The 18,312-nt window shown below is 43.2% G+C and carries 14 protein-coding genes; 4 read left to right on the top strand and 10 right to left on the bottom strand.

What is annotated here, in order from left to right; translation table 11 throughout:
* Positions 1 to 5: 5 nt before the first annotated feature.
* A complete protein-coding gene (locus tag LDO51_RS08710; protein ID WP_225577141.1) occupies positions 6 to 1,202 on the bottom strand; it encodes an MFS transporter in 1,197 nt (398 codons plus the stop codon).
* A 339-nt stretch (positions 1,203 to 1,541) separates the two neighbouring features.
* Between LDO51_RS08710 and LDO51_RS08705 the strand changes: the two genes are divergently transcribed.
* Positions 1,542 to 2,099, top strand: coding sequence for a helix-turn-helix domain-containing protein (locus LDO51_RS08705; protein WP_225577250.1), 558 nt, complete (start codon positions 1,542 to 1,544; stop codon positions 2,097 to 2,099).
* Between the two features lie 43 nt (positions 2,100 to 2,142).
* Here the strand turns inward: LDO51_RS08705 and ilvN are convergent, their stop codons facing one another.
* The 3 genes from ilvN to ivbL form a co-directional block, all read right to left on the bottom strand.
* Complete coding sequence (gene ilvN / locus LDO51_RS08700; protein ID WP_225577140.1) at positions 2,143 to 2,427, bottom strand: acetolactate synthase small subunit; 285 nt, start codon at positions 2,425 to 2,427, stop codon at positions 2,143 to 2,145.
* A gap of 2 nt (positions 2,428 to 2,429) precedes the next feature.
* On the bottom strand, positions 2,430 to 4,127 hold the full coding sequence (gene ilvB, locus LDO51_RS08695) for an acetolactate synthase large subunit (protein ID WP_225577139.1): 1,698 nt from the start codon (positions 4,125 to 4,127) through the stop codon (positions 2,430 to 2,432).
* A gap of 104 nt (positions 4,128 to 4,231) precedes the next feature.
* Entirely contained in the window at positions 4,232 to 4,321 is a 90-nt protein-coding gene (gene ivbL, locus LDO51_RS08690) for an ilvB operon leader peptide IvbL (protein ID WP_108479355.1), read from the bottom strand.
* 954 nt (positions 4,322 to 5,275) lie between these two features.
* On the opposite strand from ivbL, the gene LDO51_RS08685 reads away from it, so the two are divergent.
* Positions 5,276 to 7,492: an AAA family ATPase gene (locus LDO51_RS08685; protein WP_225577138.1), complete on the top strand. Its 2,217-nt coding sequence runs from the start codon at positions 5,276 to 5,278 to the stop codon at positions 7,490 to 7,492.
* A 943-nt stretch (positions 7,493 to 8,435) separates the two neighbouring features.
* On the opposite strand, the gene LDO51_RS08680 is transcribed toward LDO51_RS08685, so the two are convergent.
* Both LDO51_RS08680 and LDO51_RS08675 read right to left on the bottom strand, forming a co-directional pair.
* The gene (locus LDO51_RS08680) at positions 8,436 to 8,573 is read right to left on the bottom strand and encodes a hypothetical protein (RefSeq protein WP_225577137.1); all 138 of its coding nucleotides are present in this window, start codon (positions 8,571 to 8,573) and stop codon (positions 8,436 to 8,438) included.
* A 364-nt stretch (positions 8,574 to 8,937) separates the two neighbouring features.
* Positions 8,938 to 9,462, bottom strand: coding sequence for a single-stranded DNA-binding protein (locus LDO51_RS08675; protein ID WP_225577136.1), 525 nt, complete (start codon positions 9,460 to 9,462; stop codon positions 8,938 to 8,940).
* Between the two features lie 344 nt (positions 9,463 to 9,806).
* Here LDO51_RS08675 and uvrA point away from each other — a divergent pair, with 344 nt between their 5' ends.
* On the top strand, positions 9,807 to 12,641 hold the full coding sequence (gene uvrA / locus LDO51_RS08670; RefSeq protein WP_225577135.1) for an excinuclease ABC subunit UvrA: 2,835 nt from the start codon (positions 9,807 to 9,809) through the stop codon (positions 12,639 to 12,641).
* A gap of 109 nt (positions 12,642 to 12,750) precedes the next feature.
* Here the strand turns inward: uvrA and LDO51_RS08665 are convergent, their stop codons facing one another.
* From LDO51_RS08665 to dnaB, 3 genes are all read right to left on the bottom strand, one after another.
* On the bottom strand, positions 12,751 to 13,947 hold the full coding sequence (locus LDO51_RS08665; protein WP_225577134.1) for an aromatic amino acid transaminase: 1,197 nt from the start codon (positions 13,945 to 13,947) through the stop codon (positions 12,751 to 12,753).
* A 64-nt stretch (positions 13,948 to 14,011) separates the two neighbouring features.
* Positions 14,012 to 15,094 carry an alanine racemase gene (alr, locus tag LDO51_RS08660; protein WP_225577133.1) on the bottom strand — a complete coding sequence of 361 codons (1,083 nt, stop codon included), beginning with the start codon at positions 15,092 to 15,094 and terminating at the stop codon, positions 14,012 to 14,014.
* Between the two features lie 260 nt (positions 15,095 to 15,354).
* Positions 15,355 to 16,764, bottom strand: a complete 1,410-nt coding sequence (gene dnaB, locus LDO51_RS08655; RefSeq protein ID WP_036955040.1) for a replicative DNA helicase — start codon at positions 16,762 to 16,764, stop codon at positions 15,355 to 15,357.
* A 212-nt stretch (positions 16,765 to 16,976) separates the two neighbouring features.
* On the opposite strand from dnaB, the gene LDO51_RS08650 reads away from it, so the two are divergent.
* Positions 16,977 to 17,960, top strand: a complete 984-nt coding sequence (locus tag LDO51_RS08650; RefSeq protein WP_225577132.1) for a quinone oxidoreductase — start codon at positions 16,977 to 16,979, stop codon at positions 17,958 to 17,960.
* A gap of 105 nt (positions 17,961 to 18,065) precedes the next feature.
* Here the strand turns inward: LDO51_RS08650 and LDO51_RS08645 are convergent, their stop codons facing one another.
* Positions 18,066 to 18,239: a hypothetical protein gene (locus LDO51_RS08645; RefSeq protein ID WP_225577131.1), complete on the bottom strand. Its 174-nt coding sequence runs from the start codon at positions 18,237 to 18,239 to the stop codon at positions 18,066 to 18,068.
* Between the last annotated feature and the right edge of the window lie 73 nt (positions 18,240 to 18,312).

Here is an 18,312-nt window from a genome sequence, read left to right as displayed (position 1 = left end):
AGACGTTACTGAGCTTGTTGTTCAATGGCTTGAGCACCATACTTTTCACGAGTAAACCATAAAAATAGCCCCGCGATTCCAATCAATAACATTGGTAAACCAGACGGTGAAATTGCCGTTGCAGCCCCTGCCAATAATGGGCCAGAAAGGTTACCAATGCCCCATAACATTGCCGCTGCCGCGTTGGCTATAATCAGCTCATTTCCTCTGAAATATTGACCAATCTGCACTAAAGCGATGGTGTAAATGGCGCCAGCCGTCGCTCCCAACACAAACAGTAAAATCCAAATAAAGTCAGTGTGAGTCATTAAGAACGGCAGCAGCATACTCGCCCCCAGCGTGACCACACCACAAATACGGTACAATTTTTCGCGATTCATATGGTCAGCTAACCAACCAAACGGCATCTGCATAATCGCATCCCCCGCCAAAATTGCGCTGATCATCATCGCTGCAACCGCCTCGGTATGCCCCATGCCCATCCCGTAAATTGGGAACATCGACAAGATAGTGCCATCGAAAAAAGCAAAAAATAGAATTCCGGCGCAAATTCCGGGAGCAACTTTCACGAATTGAACAATTGAAAAGTTAGATTCTGACGCCGTTTCTGCCAGCCTATCCCCTACTTTTTGATCCATCAGTAGGAATAAAGCCACAGAAATTAAGTGAATTAAGGTACAAATAAACAGAGGCGATTTATCTTCTACACCATAATAGGCAATAAATGATGGACCTAATAATTGGCTCACGGTAAATACTGTTGTATAAATCGCCAATATACGCCCTCGTTTGTTTTCAGGGGATAACTCGTTGATCCACGTTTCCCCCAAACAAATCATCACTCCGCTAGCGAGTCCCGTAATTAACCGCAAAGGGAAAAGTAGCCATAGAGGTAGAGAACTTAATAGTGGCAGTAAGCTAATGGCGGAGATCACCGTCGCGATTAACATCGCTTTACGCTTTCCACACCACTTCACAATGCGCTGTACCACTGGGGCAATCAAGAACATCCCCAAGGCGGGAGCCGCGGAGATAATGCCAATGTACAACTCACTCACACCAAAATTATTCAGTCGCAACGCTACCATAGGGATGCTGAGACCAATCACGATACCGATAACGGCGATACTGGTTGTAATTGTAAAAATAGCAAAAGAAGCGGAACGTCGAAAATGTTGAAAACTCGAATTAGCAGGGGTCATTTTTGTATTAATCTGCTCAATTAGGATTAATTGTCAGATATAAACTCCGAAAAAATATTATCTTTTTAAAATAAAATACTGTTAAATACTCAGCAATTAGAATAATGAAAATTAAATTATATCATGAATTTATTCAATAAAATAACATACTGAAAAAACAACAAACCTTATTTTTATAACAGTATATTTAAAAAGTAATTTCAGATTATTTTTCCATTTATTTACATTCAGCAAAATATTATTTCCATAATATTGGGTTTCTGACATTTCATATTTAAGATGTTAGAATTGACAGCAGAAATGAGAATTTATAAAAGCAATATTGTGGAAGACAGTGTCGTGGAAAATAAAATAAATATAAAAATTGGTCAGAAAGTACGTCTGCTACGTCAGGCGAGAAACCTTTCTCTGAGTGAGCTTTCTCACTTATCAGGGATCTCTAAAGCCGCCCTTTCTAAGTTGGAATCAGGGGATTCAAACCCGCGCATCGACACCTTAGAATCCATCGCCGCGGCGCTACGTTTTCCGCTCAGTGACTTATTTACACGCCAAAATGAATCTTATCCCTATTTAGTGAAAGCCACACGACTCGAAGGCGATTATTTAGAGCAATTTAAATTTCGTATCAACATGGGAAACGTCTCTGAAATTTGGCAACTCAGTATGAAAAGAGGCGCAATTATTAACAGCCCAGCGCATATGGTTGGCACCCATGAACACATTATGGTACACGCGGGCTCCCTAATGCTGCGCTTAGAAGATGAGCAAAATGTCGTTCTTGAAGCAGGGGATTTTTACGCTTTCAGCGGAGACTTTCCTCACGCTTACTTATGTATTGAGGGGGATGTGCACGCCACCGTCGTGATGACCTATTCACATTTAAGCGATGGGGTTTAATAGGCCAACCCATCATTCTTGTAGGCTGACCTATTACTCAGAATTACTGCAAATAATCCTGCATGGTTTCAAATACACGCAAATCATCGCTAAAGCGAACTTCACGGACGTCTTCCAGTTTTTCAACTTGGTTAACCATCTGCGATAAACGCTCATCTTTCTGAACTAATAACCAAATTTTACTTTCGTCCCTATCTTTAATTGGCATACATAGGATGCCATCCACGTTAAATGCTCGACGTGCAAACAACCCACAAATATGTGACATGACGCCCGGATGGTTGCGAACAATTAATTCTAAGGCGATTGGGTGATGTTCAAATACCATAATTACGCTCCGATCATATCAATATTAGCGGCACCAGGAGGAACCATTGGATATACCTTCTGATTAACATCAATCAAGGCATGAATTAAGCAAGGTCCTTTGGTGTTCATAATCGCTTCCAGCGCCATTTCAGGGTCAGCTTCATTATTTAAATCGCAAGTTTGGAAACCAAACCCAGAGGCAATTTTAATAAAATCCGTTTGATACGGGTAAGCCGCTGCAAAGATACGATTCTCAAAAAACAAGTCTTGCTGCTGATGTACCATACCCAGCGCTTGGTTGTTCATTAAAATGATTTTAATGTTTAATTGATGCTCCGCCGCTGTCGCCAGTTCCTGAATATTCATCATTAAGCTACCATCACCTGAGAAACAAACGATGGTTTTATCTGGGTGAGCCAACGCCGCACCGATTGCGGCGGGTAAACCAAAGCCCATGGTGCCCAAACCACCCGATGTTAACCACTGGCGAGGGCGTGATAATGGATAAGCTTGCGCCGCCCACATTTGGTGTTGCCCAACGTCCGTCGTAACAATCGCCTCTTCCCCTGCGGCTCGTGCGGTGGCTAATACCAAACCATAATGATCTAATGGATCATCCGCATTGGTTAAATTTAATGAATAATTATTTTTCAGATCATTAACTTGTTGAACCCACTCTTGACGATCATTGCGCTCAACTAATGGCAGCAACAATTCCAAAATCTGTCCCGCATCCGCATGGATAGCAATGTCTGGACGTTTGATTTTACTGATTTCCGCTTTATCGATATCAACGTGAATAATTTTGGCATTAGGGCAGAATTTTTCCGCTTTACCAATGGCACGGTCATCAAAGCGAGCACCGATAACAATCAGCAAATCAGACTCTTCCATGGCCATATTAGTACTACGCGCCGCATGCATACCCAACATACCCAAATACAGCGGGTGACGCATTGGAATAGTCCCCAACGCCATCAAGGTCATTGTCGTTGGTAAAGAGGCTTTCTCTGCAAAAGCGATAGCCGTCGCTGTTGAATCTGAGCTAATCACCCCACCACCAAAATAGAGTATTGGACGCTTCGCACGGTTGATCATTTCTGCCGCTTGGATCACTTTTTCCATATCGAAACTTGGGGTTTTATCTTTCGGTAAAACCTCTGGCAGCGCATCTAATTCAATGGTTGCTGTCTGTACATCTTTTGGAATATCAATCCAAACAGGTCCTGGACGCCCAGATTCAGCGATACGGAATGCTTCGCAGATAACGCGAGGCAGGTCTTCAATGCTGCGTACCAAATAGTTGTGTTTCGTAATCGGAATTGAAATGCCGTAAGTATCCACTTCCTGAAACGCATCGGTACCAATCATCGAAGATGGCACCTGTGCAGTGATGCATACCAGTGGAATTGAATCCAGCTTAGCATCTGCAATGGCCGTCACTAAGTTAGTGGCACCGGGACCGCTCGAGGAAATACACACCGCCGCTTTGCCTGTGCTACGCGCAATTCCCTGCGCAATAAAACCCGCACCTTGCTCGTGACGCGCCAGTATGTGGCGAATTTTTTTGCTCTGCCCCAGTGCATCATAGAATGGCAATGCTGCCCCGCCTGGAATACCAGAAACGATGGTAATACCATGTTTTTCCAACAAATGGACGATTAATTCTGCGCCTGTAAAACAGGTTTTTTGTGCTGATGTTGTGCCCGACTCGCTCATAATTTTTTATTCCTTCACTAACCTGCGGATCCGAGTTTTAGGTCATAAAAAAACCCCGCTCGGTTTGCGCCGGCGGGGTTTCTAAATCGCGTGATTTGTTCCCGTTACGGCGCTAAGCCCACGACCACCACCACACGCACGACTACCGCGGCTAGTGGCGCGGTAAGTAGTAGGTTTGAACGGTTAGCAGTCATTTTCACGGGAGTTTCCTGTAATTTAATTCTGTCTGGTTTAGCTAAAATCCATGTTTAATGAATTTCCTGTTTAGCTAAAGTTTGTCTGATTTTTCATTTTTGTGTTTGCTGCATCTAAGAAACCATAAAATCCTAACCTTCACAACCCTTTTTTTCGTTTTTCTTGGTTGTGGATTTCAAATGAGAGGCATGTCACAGAATGTTGTTGAGTTGTGATAATTTGAACTGAAATTGCTCATAAAAAATTAAAGCCCTTAATACTAAGGGCTTTAATCGATGATTTTGATTTTCTAATGTAAAAATTAGAATGGATAGGATAACTAATCATTAGGTATTAATTAGTTATTAGCTGAACAGCAAATAATGTAACTATAGCTAATATTTGAGTTTATACGCCAGTATTATTACTGCTGTTAGTCTCATATATTGAGTAGAAGATTCAACGAAACTCTCTGAATAGTCACCAATTCACATCACTTTATCAAAGCACACAATAAGCTCATTATTGTCAATGAATTCTGTACACAAAACTTTACACAAACACATCAAGCTATCTTGTATGCGATGATACCATTCTAATCGTGTATGAGTAACCACACTTGTTTCTCTAAACATATATCTAGGATTATCAAAAGTAGCGTTCAATGCCTATTGAAATGGAAAAGGGGGCGGGTTTGCTCCTCGACTCTGTAGACACATCCATGCATAAACAAAAATTGGTCAAATGGCAAGTAAATTAGGTAAAAAGAGATGACTATTCTAACCAATAATGGGGCAAAAGTGAGCTACACAATTTACTTAATTAGTAAGTTATGGATTAGATTAAGTACAGCGATCATCTTAGTGTAAGTGCCCAAAGTCATAGGAACTGATCTACGTCACTGCTTTTCTAGGTGGGAAGCATGAGAATGCAATTGACTGCAACTATCCACTAAATTGTACAAGAGCTAAAAAATGATTAACACCATAACACTAAAAGGTGTAGCTAGTTACTCACCGACTTCGCCAGTGGTTATTCAAACTGACAACAAGAAGATAAACCTGTTCTATGGTTTAAATGGTTCTGGTAAGTCTACAATAGGTAAATTTTTACATTCTCCTGAATTACCCGAATATCGAAACTGTTCCATTCAACCTAGTGAGTTGGTTGAAGATATCTTGATTTACAATCAAGAGTTTATACGTAGCAACTTCTATGAAATTCCTGACTTTCAGGGTGTATTCACTCTGAGCGAAGAAAACAAAGAAGCCGAACAAGCAATTGAAGAAGCAACAGAGAAAACAGCTCGCCTACACCAAAGCATCGAGGTTTCCAAAACAAAGATACGTCGCAAGCAAAGTGACATAGAAAATGAAGAGACTTCATTAAAGGAATCTGTCTGGAAAGCAAAAACCATATATGAAAATGGCGCACTAGATTTTTGTCTAGAAGGATTACGGAGAAACAAAGTTGGCTTTCTGAACAAGGTCAGATCAAGTAGTGGAAGTGTCACATCTACAATTGAATCTCTGCAAAAAGAGGCTCGTGAGTTAATAGGGCAAGACGGTAGTCTACGTCCAAGCTTACCCAAGATTAGCCTTGATGTCAGTAGCTTTGAAAATGCTCCGATTTTAACTCAAATTATCGTGGGATCTAAGGATTCATATCTATCCGACTTAGTCGAAAAACTGGGCAATTCTGACTGGGTAAAATCAGGTCTGGAATATATGAAACCCGATAATCCGTGTCCTTTTTGCCAGCAAGAGTTAAGCTCATCGATTACTGAAGCGATCAATCAACTATTTGACGAGACATACTCCCAAAAAGTCAGCCAGATAGAAAGGTTATCTAGCAGCTACAAAGCTTTAGTTGAGGATATTAAGAGCAAACTATCGGCTCCAGTATACGCTTTTGAAGATGATATAGTTACATATGGCTTCGTAGATAAGAGAGATCTACTGCTTGAAAAGTTATCAGCCAACTTGTCTCAAATTGATCTTAAAATCAGCAACCCGAGTACGGTGGTTACGCTTACCGATACGAGCACTCTAGTGGCAGATGTTAATACTGCAATATCCGAAATACAAAGAGATATAGATCTATTCAACGATAGGGTCAGAAACAAGCAAAGCCATTTGGATAGAATAGCTTCGGAGTTTTGGGTGATCCTGAATGAGCAGTTTAGCGCTCTCATCGCAGCTTCAGATGAAAAGGTTAACGACCTTCAAGCTGAAATAAAAAAACTATCCGATGAAATCGAGCTGTTTTGTAGTCAAAAGATTGCTCAAAGAAATATCATCACTGAAAACCAGAAAAAAATAACTAACATTGATTCGTCGATAAACAATATCAATCAACAACTGGTTGAGCTAGGTATACACAGTTTTAAAATTGTTAAAGCAGCAAACGATCAGCAACGTTACAAAATTGCCCGCCCTACAGGTGAAAGTGTTGACGTATATAACACCCTTAGTGAAGGAGAAAAAACACTCATTAGCTTTCTTTACTTCCTAGAGTGTGCTTCAGGTTCAACAAATGAATCATCTCCTGTTTTGCTAAACAACCGAATCGTTGTAATTGATGATCCTATTTCTAGCTTGTCACACAACTACGTCTATGATATTGCAGCCCTGATACATCACAAAGTATTTAGCGAAAACTTCAAACAAGTCTTCCTACTGACGCATAACCTATTCTTTTTCCACGAGTTATTAATGCTCAAGAACGCATCTAACAAATGCCCTGCTGGATATAAACTGTATAGAGTTGCCAAATCGCAGTTTAGCCTCGTTTATGATTTAAAGAGGGATGAACTTCAAAATGATTACCAAATGTATTGGCAAGTCGTCAAAGACAGCAGTTCTAACCCAAGCTACGCACACATGCTACCCAACGCGATGAGAAATATACTGGAGCACTACTTCAATTTTGTTCATAAGAAAGAGTCGCTAAAGCAAACATTGGAGCAATTAGGCCAAACAGAATCAGATTTTAAGCCTTTGTTTAGGTACATAAATAGAGAGTCTCACTCTGATTCGATTAACCTAATAGACTTTGAAAGAATCAATGCTGAAAGGTACATTGAAAAATTCAAACAGATATTTGTAGAAACTGGTTTCGAAGAACACTACAACAGCATGATGGGGATTGAAAGCACAACTAAGGTTGACGCAGAAGCAGAGCCTGCTTAATTGAAGCTTGGTGGGGCTACCGATGACACTTATCGTCTAGGGAGTGAACGAAGATGTTGACAAACATCCTCCCATTTTCCTAGGCGATAGCGTTGATATTTTCTAACATTGACAACTTTCGGTTTCATGTTAGCCACCTCGCATATCTGCGACAGTGATAGTCACTGACAACTCTTGCAAACCATTTACAAGCTGTAATTGTTGCATTTGTTGTTGGCAGTAGGCGGTAGCCCCAGCTCATTTATAGCAAATTCAGATTGTTATATCTACCATAAAATGATTGCACGGTATCAGTTTTTCTGTTGCGAAACCATAAATTATAGTAAGGCAGAAACGCCAAGCCAAAGGTGACACCTTTACCGTAATGCGTGTTTTGGGCCAAGGATGTGTTTGCAGTGATCGGCTCTAGCACATATCTGGACAAAAGCATCATAACACGGAACAGATTGAATCAGAGATGAGCTGAACTAAATAGATAAGATGAATCGAAGAACTAGTTTAACTGAGGTAAATTAAAGTGCATTGGGTTGAAGGCTGGGTGAACCAGATAACCCCATTGAAACAGCAATAACGGTCGCCTTAACCCAACGCAATATTTTGGTTTTCAGGCTATTATTCATAGGCTTATTCCTCTTAATTGGTGTTTTCAGAACTGTTATTTCATCCTTACGGATGGTTGTTGTTTCAGGAAGATTTGAACTTCCAAGTATACATGCTTCTAACTCTATGCTTATTGGCGATGATGTTTCTACGCTATAGGTCAAGCAGATGCCGTTACCGCCTTCATGCCAATGCACTTTAACCAGTCGAATATAGCACGAAAACCCCTGAAGGTGAATGCAATTTAAATGTGTATTGAACGGTAGCTAGCATAGATCATTTCTGATTTTTATTGATAAGTTCCGAGGTGACGAAGTTGACAGATTTCATTCAGACTAATTCACTACATGCTTAGAACTTCTGTTCTATTTAGTTTTGCACCACGGCTGATTGCTGCCACATCCGTGGCAGACTGTATTTCTTTTTTAGCTAAACTTTCATCAGCTTGCGAACCATGGAGTTCCGTAGCTACTTTGCTCATTAAGCACTCATTTTTCTTGTTTAGTTTCCAATGGTTCGTTTAGTTGCTCAATCGTAATTCCATGCTGGGTGGCGTTGTACAACCAAGTATGGAATTGCTCAAGTATGGTAAGGCAATGGCATACCATCCTCACCAAAAAGAATTGAGTAGCTTTCTCCACTCGCCATTTGAAATACTTTTGTCTTCATTCTGTCCTTAAGTCCACTAAAAAATTAACAAATTCTCAAGGTAGCCCCTAACAACAAAAACTAGCATAAAAAAAAGTTTACAGAAGCTACAAGACTCACTGTAAACTTTTATCTCAACCCTTTGTTATATTTAATTTAAATAATAAAACTTAACAAAACCAGATCTCAAGTAACCGTTAGAACGGGATATCGTCATCAAAATCCATTGGTGGTTCATTAGTTTGTGGTGCTGGTGAACGCGCAGGAGCAGGTGCTGCGCCGCCGCCACTGAATTGTTGTGCTGCTTGTGGCTGTTGTGGTTGACCCCAACCGCCTTGACCGCCGCTTTGACCTTGTGATGGGGCATCACCGCCGCGACCACCAAGCATCTGCATTGAACCGCCGATATTCACCACAACTTCGGTGGTGTAACGATCTTGACCGCTTTGGTCTTGCCATTTACGGGTTTGCAGTGAACCTTCGATATAAACTTGCGAACCTTTTTTCAGGTATTCACCGGCAACTTCGGCTAATTTGCCGAAAATCACCACACGGTGCCATTCGGTTTTTTCGCGCATTTCACCGGTTTGCTTGTCACGCCAACTTTCAGAAGTTGCCAGAGTCAGGTTAGCGACAGCTCCGCCGTTAGGCATATAACGGATTTCTGGATCTTGTCCTAAGTTACCGATAAGAATTACTTTATTTACGCCTCTGGTGGCCATTTATTACTCCTGATGCATTGAATTTTTAATCTCTGGACTGACCGTGAAGTTTACCACGACCTATCTGTATTGCACCATAAATTGAGATTGCTTGATGATAAGTTGCGAAGCGCTTTCCAAATTTAAGTGAAATCTGCATTACTGATTTTTAGTATAGACGCTAATTATTGGCGTCACAGATAAGTTGCCATCTGCCCCCTATGGAATGAAATATAAAGAGCGCATATACTGTATATCCATTCAGCAAATTTTGTGCAATACTAAATCGTTTATTAATACTGGCTCGTTAATTAAGACTACCAAGTTCATTTTTGTTCACTATCAATTCATTCGGGAAGTGGTAAATGGAGAATATCGAAGTCCGCGGCGCACGCACTCATAACCTAAAAAATATCAATCTCATCATCCCCCGAGACAAGCTGATAGTTATTACAGGGCTATCTGGTTCAGGAAAATCTTCCCTTGCCTTTGATACACTTTATGCCGAAGGTCAGCGCCGTTATGTTGAGTCACTATCCGCGTATGCTCGTCAATTCCTTTCTTTAATGGAAAAGCCGGATGTTGACCATATTGAAGGGCTGTCCCCTGCTATCTCCATTGAACAAAAATCCACTTCCCATAACCCGCGTTCAACGGTCGGGACTATCACCGAAATCCATGATTACCTGCGTCTATTGTTTGCCCGTGTGGGTGAACCTCGTTGCCCTGATCATGATATTCCGCTTGCGGCACAAACCGTCAGCCAGATGGTGGATAACGTCCTCGCACAGCCGACCGATCGCCGTATGATGCTGCTAGCTCCGGTCGTGAAGGAGCGTAAAGGTGAACACGTTAAGTTACTCGATAACTTAGCGAGCCAAGGGTATATTCGCGCCCGTATTGATGGTGAAGTTTGTGATTTATCCGACCCGCCAAAACTCGAATTACAGAAAAAACATACCATTGAAGTGGTGGTTGACCGTTTCAAAGTGCGTGATGATATCGCCCAGCGTCTTGCTGAATCCTTTGAAACAGCACTAGAGCTATCTGGCGGCACCGCTGTTGTCGCCGATATGGATGATCCAAAAGCCGAAGAATTGGTGTTCTCTGCTAACTTTGCGTGCCCCGTTTGTGGCTATAGCATGATGGAGTTAGAACCGCGACTGTTCTCATTCAACAACCCCGCTGGGGCTTGCCCAAGCTGTGACGGCTTAGGGGTTCAGCAGTTTTTTGACCCTGAGCGCGTGATTCAAAGTCCCGAAATTTCCCTTGCGGGTGGGGCTATCCGTGGCTGGGATCGTCGTAATTTTTATTATTTTCAGATGTTAATGTCACTGGGAGAACACTATAAATTTGATGTTGAAGCTCCCTATGACTCACTCAGCCCTGCCATTCAAAAAGTCATTTTGTATGGTTCTGGCAAAGAAACCATTGAATTCAAATACCGTAATGATCGCGGAGATGTTACCGTACGCCACCACCCGTTCGAAGGTGTGCTTAACAATATGGAACGCCGTTATAAAGAAACGGAATCTACCGCGGTGCGCGAAGAGTTAGCAAAATATATTAGCAACCGCCCTTGTGTGACTTGCTCTGGAACCCGTCTGCGTAAAGAAGCTCGCTTTGTGTTTGTGGAAAATACCACGCTGCCTGAAATTGCGGATTACAGCATCGGTCATGCGATGGAGTTTTTCCAAAACTTAAAACTCAGTGGACAACGTGCCAAGATTGCTGAAAAAATCCTGAAAGAGATCAGCGACCGTCTGAAGTTCTTAGTGAATGTGGGGCTTAATTACCTAAGCCTTTCACGCTCCGCAGAAACCTTATCCGGTGGTGAGGCACAACGTATTCGTCTAGCAAGCCAAATTGGTGCAGGTCTGGTTGGTGTGATGTACGTGCTGGATGAACCGTCTATCGGCCTCCACCAGCGCGATAATGATCGATTACTGGAAACCCTGATTCACCTACGCAACTTAGGGAACACCGTAATTGTGGTTGAACATGATGAAGATGCGATCCGCGCAGCCGACCATGTGATTGATATTGGCCCAGGAGCCGGTGTTCACGGTGGACAAATTGTGGCACAAGGCACACTGGAAGATATTGTTGCTAACCCAGAATCTTTAACGGGTAAATTCTTAAGTGGCGAGCGCAAGATTGATATCCCGCAAACCCGTGTTCCATTTAATAAAGACAAAGTGCTGACGGTCTCTGGCGCAACAGGCAACAACCTGAAGAATGTCACCCTGAATATTCCTGTTGGCTTATTTACGTGTATTACAGGGGTTTCTGGTTCCGGTAAATCCACACTCATCAACGATACACTATTCCCAATTGCTCAGCGCCAGTTAAATGGGGCAACGGTGATTAACCCTGCGCCGTATACCAATGTCGAAGGTTTAGAGCATTTCGATAAAGTGATCGATATCGACCAAAGCCCTATTGGACGTACTCCACGTTCGAACCCAGCCACTTACACGGGCATATTTACGCCAATTCGTGAGCTGTTTGCGGGTGTACCTGAATCAAGAACTCGCGGCTATAACCCTGGTCGTTTCAGCTTTAACGTAAAAGGTGGACGTTGTGAAGCCTGCCAAGGGGATGGGGTAATTAAAGTCGAAATGCACTTCCTGCCTGATGTGTATGTGCCGTGTGATCAATGTAAAGGCAAGCGTTATAACCGCGAAACCTTAGAGATCAAATACAAAGGCAAAAGCATTCATGAAGTGTTGGATATGACCATCGAAGAGTCCCGTGAATTCTTTGATGCCGTGCCTGCGCTAGCACGTAAGCTGCAAACTCTGATGGATGTGGGTCTCTCCTATATTCGTTTAGGCCAATCTGCGACGACCTTGTCAGGTGGTGAAGCCCAGCGTGTGAAATTGGCTCGCGAATTATCCAAACGAGGAACGGGGCAAACCATTTATATCTTGGATGAGCCAACAACAGGTCTGCATTTTGCAGATATCCAACAGCTATTAGTCGTCCTGCATCAGTTACGTGATCAAGGCAATACCATCGTGGTCATCGAGCATAACTTGGATGTGATCAAAACAGCAGACTGGATTGTTGACTTAGGTCCTGAAGGTGGTAGCGGTGGCGGTGAGATTTTAATTTCAGGTACCCCAGAGCAAGTGGCTGAATGTAAAAAATCCCATACTGCGCGTTTCTTAAAACCGATTTTAGCTCGAGGCTATTAAAATAGTCTGAGTAAAAACCGTCAATCAAAATAGAAAAAGGGGAACTCAGTTCCCCTTTTTAATGCTTATATAACAGTTTATGACTAACTAACTGCCCTGTTACTCGCTATTACTGGCTAACTGCCGCGAACGCTTCCACGATACGCTTCACGTTATGACGGTTTACACCTGCCATACACACACGACCTGTTCCAACTAAATAAACCGCAAACTCATCTTTCAGACGGTCAACTTGTTGTTGAGAAAAACCAGTGTAGCTGAACATACCGCGCTGTTTTAACAGGTGGTCGAAGTTATTGTTTGGTAGCGCTTTTTTCAGCTCATCCACCAAGACGGTACGCATATCTAAAATACGCAGACGCATCTCTTCCACTTCGTCCAGCCATTTGGCTTTTTGTTGGCTATCAGTCAGTACTGCCGCAACAATTTTTGCACCGTTCGACGGTGGGCTTGAATACAGACGACGCACGCCCGCTTTCAATTGCCCCAACACGCGGTCGCGCTCATCTTTATCTTTACAGATAACAGATAAACCACCTGCACGCTCACCGTAAATACCAAAAATTTTCGAGAATGAATTGCTGACGAATACTGGCAGACCCGCTTTCACCATCGCGCGAATTGCATAAGCATCTTCATCGATACCTTCTGCAAAACCTTGATACGCGATATCTAAGAATGGGATCAATTTGTGTTCAAGTGCCACTTTCGTCACTTCATCCCACTGAGCTGGCGTTAAATCGGAGCCTGTTGGGTTATGGCAGCAAGGGTGCATTAAGATGATACTGTTTTCCGGTAACTTTTTGAAAGTTTCCAGCATTTCATCGAATTTAACCCCTTTAGTTTTTTCATCGAAATAAGGGTAGTAATGCACTTTCGTGCCCGCGCCAGAGAAGATAGAGGCGTGGTTTTCCCATGTTGGGTTACTGCACCAGACTTCTGAATTTGGGAAATAATGGTGTAAAAAATCAGCCCCGATTTTCAGTGCGCCAGAACCACCGATGGTTTGTACAGTAGCAATACGCTCTTGAGCAATTAGCGGGCAATCTTCACCGAACACCAATTTTTGTAATTCAGTACGGTAATCTTTCAAACCTTCCATTGGCAGATAAAGCGATGCACTTGCCGGAAGTTGTCTCAGTGCAGCTTTCGCTGTGCCGACGGTTTCCAGCTCAGGGGTTTTCCCCTCTGCATCATAATAAAGACCAATACTCAGGTTAATTTTGCCTTCACGAGTATCTTTATTAAATTCATCCATCAGCGATAAAATTGGGTCGCCCGGATAAGCATCAACATGTTGGTACACAGGATATCTCCTACTTGTAGGTTTTCTTTATTACTTTTGTCTTGTGAAAATAACCCTTTAAAATCTATTCGTCTACATATTCCATTGCGACTCGTGAGGTCAATTTCGTCAAAAGCTCATAGTTAATGATGCCTGTTTGTGTGGCAATTTCTTCCACTGGCAGAGCATTTCCCCATAAAATGACATCATCTCCCACTTTATCAGTGGCATCTGGCCCTAAATCCACGACGGTCATATCCATGGAAATTCGCCCAATAATCGGCACTTTTCGTCCATTTACTAGAACTGGTGTTCCTGATGGCACATTACGCGGGTAACCATCTCCATACCCAATCGCTACTACCCCAAGGCGGGTATTGCGTTCACTGCACCATGTTTCGCCGTAGCCAACACACTGCCCGGCCGAATGCTCTCTCACGGCAATCAGGCTGGATTTTAAGGTCATGACGGGTAATAAACCGAAGCTTGCAGCGCTTTTGCCTTCTTGCGGTGAGGCGCCATACATCATAATACCGGGGCGAACCCAGTCATAATGAGCTTCTGGCCATAAGAGGATCCCTGCGGATGCCGCGATGGATTTTTCACCCGGTTTATCAGAGACAAACTGTTGGAAGCATTCGATTTGTTTTTTGGTGGTTGGGAGTTCAGGCGCATCTGCCTGACAGAAGTGGCTAACAATGTTGATAGGTAAATCAACGTTGCTACAGCTTTGAAGACGTTGGTAAAAACTTTCCGCATGCTGAGGAAGTACGCCAAGGCGATGCATGCCAGTATCGAGTTTCATCCACACTTTGATTTTTTTGGCGAGCAGGGCATTTTCCAGCATTTCCAGTTGTTCGATGCAGTGGATCACCGTATCGATGTTATATTCCACCATCAGCTGCAAATCGGATTTTTCGAAGAAACCTTCTAATAAAACAATGGGTTTTGTCACGCCTTGATGTCGAAGTAGCAAAGCTTCATTTAAACGCGCCACCCCAAAACCGTCGACAATTCCTTGAATTTCGGTACCAACTCCAATTAATCCATGACCATAAGCGTTTGCTTTAACAACTGCAATCAGACGGCTATTCGGCGCCAATTCTCTCACGCGTTGCAGGTTGTGTCGCAGAGCGCGGCGGTTTATTAATGCGGTTGCCGCTTTCATTTCTTCCTCTTAATTATTCATTTTAAAATTTAATTTATTTAGTCTTCAATCTTCAATTTTCTATAAGCTCAAAATATGACGAGCTTATCAACCTCTAAATAATTCGCACTGTGAAGTATGACGAGGCTTACCAATCTCTAAATAGTTTGAACTGTAGCAAGGCGGTAAACGAAGCCATCCCTAGGAGCATACACAAGTATGTGACTAGGGTGGCTGAGAGCAACCAACACAGCTACAGCTCAAAATATGACGAGATTAGGTTATTCGTCATCGTAGGCTGGCCCCGCATAATTATCAAACCTCGACCACTGCCCATTAAACGTCAGCCTCACCGTCCCTATCGGACCATTACGCTGCTTACCTAAAATAATTTCTGCGACCCCTTTGAGGTCGCTGTTATCGTGATAGACCTCGTCACGATAGATAAACATGATTAAGTCGGCATCTTGCTCGATGGAGCCTGACTCACGTAAGTCGGAGTTGACTGGGCGTTTGTCTGCTCGTTGCTCCAAGCTACGGTTTAACTGGGAAAGTGCCACCACCGGCACGTTTAATTCTTTCGCTAATGCCTTGAGAGAACGAGAAATTTCAGCGATTTCCAATGTACGGTTATCGGATAACGCTGGCACACGCATTAACTGAAGGTAGTCGATCATAATCAGGCTTAACCCGCCGTGTTCGCGATAAATTCGGCGAGCACGAGAACGGACTTCTGTTGGCGTTAACCCCGATGAGTCATCAATGTACATATTGCGTTTTTCCATCAATATGCCCATGGTGCTCGAAATTCGTGCCCAATCCTCATCATCAAGCTGCCCCGTACGAATACGGGTTTGGTCTACGCGAGACAGTGACGCGAGCATACGCATCATGATCTGGTTGCCGGGCATCTCCAAACTGAAGATAAGTACTGGTTTTTCTTCAGTCATCGCGGCGTTTTCACACAAGTTCATCGCAAAAGTGGTTTTACCCATGGATGGACGCGCGGCAACAATAATTAAATCTGAGCCTTGTAACCCTGCGGTTTTCTTATCTAAATCTTGATAGCCCGTGGAAACACCGGTGACACCATCATGAGGCTGCTGATAAAGCTGTTCGATTTTCTCAACGGTTTCCGACAAAATCGCTTCAATCCCTTTCGGACCTTCATCTTTATTCGCGCGAGATTCTGCGATTTGGAAAACTTTGGTTTCTGCGAAATCGAGTAAATCTTCGCTACTGCGACCTTGTGGGTCATACCCAGCATCAGCAATATCATTGGCGACGGAGATCATATCGCGCACAATGGCGCGTTCACGGACGATGTCCGCATAAGCGTTGATGTTCGCCGCACTTGGGGTATTTTTTGATAATTCCGCTAAGTAAGCAAAGCCTCCGACGCTGTCCAATTCTCCTTGCTGTTCAAGGGATTCTGACAGGGTGATCAAGTCAATGGGTTTGCCCTGCTCTAGCAAGATTTGCATCTGCGCAAAGATAGTGCGATGAGGACGACTAAAAAAGTCCGCTGACGTGACACGCTCGGAAACAGTGTCCCAGCGTTCGTTGTCTAACATCAGTCCCCCCAATACAGACTGTTCCGCTTCGATAGAGTGCGGCGGAAGTTTTAAGCCTTCCATTTGCTGATCGCGCGGTGGGTTTGTCTTGTAATCTGAGGAGGGTTTTTTAGCCATACTTGAAATATCCACGTCTATAATTAACCAACAGTTAGTATACGCCAATCTTAGGTGTCATGTGGCGTCTTTATTGTTATCCGCACAAGATATTATTGCAGGCACAATCTTAACGCAGTGCACAAACCGATAATTCTTCTCATTAAAGCATCGCGTTATGATGGAGCAATTGATACTGTTAATAAAAACAAACTCACTCATTGGAGATGATCATGGCAAAACGTATTGAATTTTCGCAACATGGTGGTCCTGAAGTTCTTAATTTTGTCGACTATTCCCCGAATGCGCCGGCTGAAAACGAAATCCAAATCGAAAACCGTGCAATTGGTATTAACTTTATTGATACCTATGTACGCAGTGGGCTGTATCCAGTTGCAAGTTTGCCATGTGGACTTGGCACAGAAGCGGCGGGTGTAGTGGTTAAAACTGGCTCCCAAGTCACAGGTTTCAAACCGGGTGATCGTGTGGTTTACGCACAGGGTCCGCTAGGGGCCTACAGTGAAGTTCATAATGTGCCCGTCAATGCCGTGGCACACTTACCCGATGACATCACCTTCGAGCAAGCGGCTGCCTGTTCGCTTAAGGGAATGACGGTTTACTACCTGCTCAATCAAACCTATCAAGTTCAAAAAGATGAAGTTTTCTTATTCCACGCGGCGGCGGGTGGTGTTGGTTTAATAGCTTGCCAATGGGCAAAAGCGTTAGGCGCGAAAATGATTGGTACTGTTGGTTCGCAAGAGAAAGCGCAGCGTGCAAAAGCCGCGGGCGCATGGGAAGTTATCAACTATCAAACCGAAAACATTGCTGAACGCGTAAAAGAGATCACTCACGGTGAAAAAGTGAATGTGGTGTATGACTCCGTAGGTCAAGCGACGTGGTTGGCTTCTTTAGATTCTCTGAAGCGTCGCGGTTTGATGGTGAGCTTTGGTAATGCTTCTGGCGCCGTAACTGGGGTTAACTTAGGGATCTTAAATCAAAAAGGCTCTCTGTATGTGACCCGCCCATCACTGGGTGGCTATGTCACTAACAGAGAAGAGTTAGACCAAGCCAGCAAAGCCCTGTTTGACATGATTTTAAGTGGCAAAGTGAATGTGGATGTGCCGGCATCTCAAATTTTTGCACTGAAAGATGCCCAAAAAGCCCATCAAACATTGGAACAACGTAAAACTCAAGGCTCAAGCTTACTCATTCCTTAATTCATAAAAAAGCGCCAGCTATCAATAACTGGCGCTTTTAAAATTCTAACAACGGTAATTTTTACTCACTTCCGTTGCACTAAATAATGACTTCAGTTGCACGAATTAATAGTGCCCTTTGCGTGCTTGCTGCTCTTTGTAGATTTGCTGGTTCTCTTTGATGGTGTTTAATACCGTTCCCTCATAGGGATCTTGCTTTGGTGGCTCTCGCATCTGCCCACCTGACCCCGAACATCCAGCAACTAATAGCAGCAAAGAGGTTATGATTAATATTTTCATCTGCTTCTTCCTCATTTATTCATGAGTTTTATCATAGCATGCAGATAATCCTATTCAGCTCGCATCAACCAAA

It is taken from the genome of Providencia alcalifaciens (genome assembly GCF_020271745.1).
Taxonomy (GTDB): Bacteria; Pseudomonadota; Gammaproteobacteria; order Enterobacterales; family Enterobacteriaceae; genus Providencia; species Providencia alcalifaciens_B.
This window is presented reverse-complemented; position numbering and strand designations above follow the sequence as displayed.

Coding starts and splice junctions, on each gene's coding strand:
- ivbL (WP_108479355.1), bottom strand. CDS start 4,321: ATGACTGCTAACCGTTCAAACCTACTACTTACCGCGCCACTAGCCGCG.
- LDO51_RS08650 (WP_225577132.1), top strand. CDS start 16,977: ATGGCAAAACGTATTGAATTTTCGCAACATGGTGGTCCTGAAGTTCTT.
- LDO51_RS08645 (WP_225577131.1), bottom strand. CDS start 18,239: ATGAAAATATTAATCATAACCTCTTTGCTGCTATTAGTTGCTGGATGT.
- dnaB (WP_036955040.1), bottom strand. CDS start 16,764: ATGGCTAAAAAACCCTCCTCAGATTACAAGACAAACCCACCGCGCGAT.
- alr (WP_225577133.1), bottom strand. CDS start 15,094: ATGAAAGCGGCAACCGCATTAATAAACCGCCGCGCTCTGCGACACAAC.
- LDO51_RS08675 (WP_225577136.1), bottom strand. CDS start 9,462: ATGGCCACCAGAGGCGTAAATAAAGTAATTCTTATCGGTAACTTAGGA.
- LDO51_RS08680 (WP_225577137.1), bottom strand. CDS start 8,573: ATGAGCAAAGTAGCTACGGAACTCCATGGTTCGCAAGCTGATGAAAGT.
- uvrA (WP_225577135.1), top strand. CDS start 9,807: ATGGAGAATATCGAAGTCCGCGGCGCACGCACTCATAACCTAAAAAAT.
- ilvN (WP_225577140.1), bottom strand. CDS start 2,427: ATGGTATTTGAACATCACCCAATCGCCTTAGAATTAATTGTTCGCAAC.
- LDO51_RS08710 (WP_225577141.1), bottom strand. CDS start 1,202: ATGACCCCTGCTAATTCGAGTTTTCAACATTTTCGACGTTCCGCTTCT.
- LDO51_RS08685 (WP_225577138.1), top strand. CDS start 5,276: ATGATTAACACCATAACACTAAAAGGTGTAGCTAGTTACTCACCGACT.
- ilvB (WP_225577139.1), bottom strand. CDS start 4,127: ATGAGCGAGTCGGGCACAACATCAGCACAAAAAACCTGTTTTACAGGC.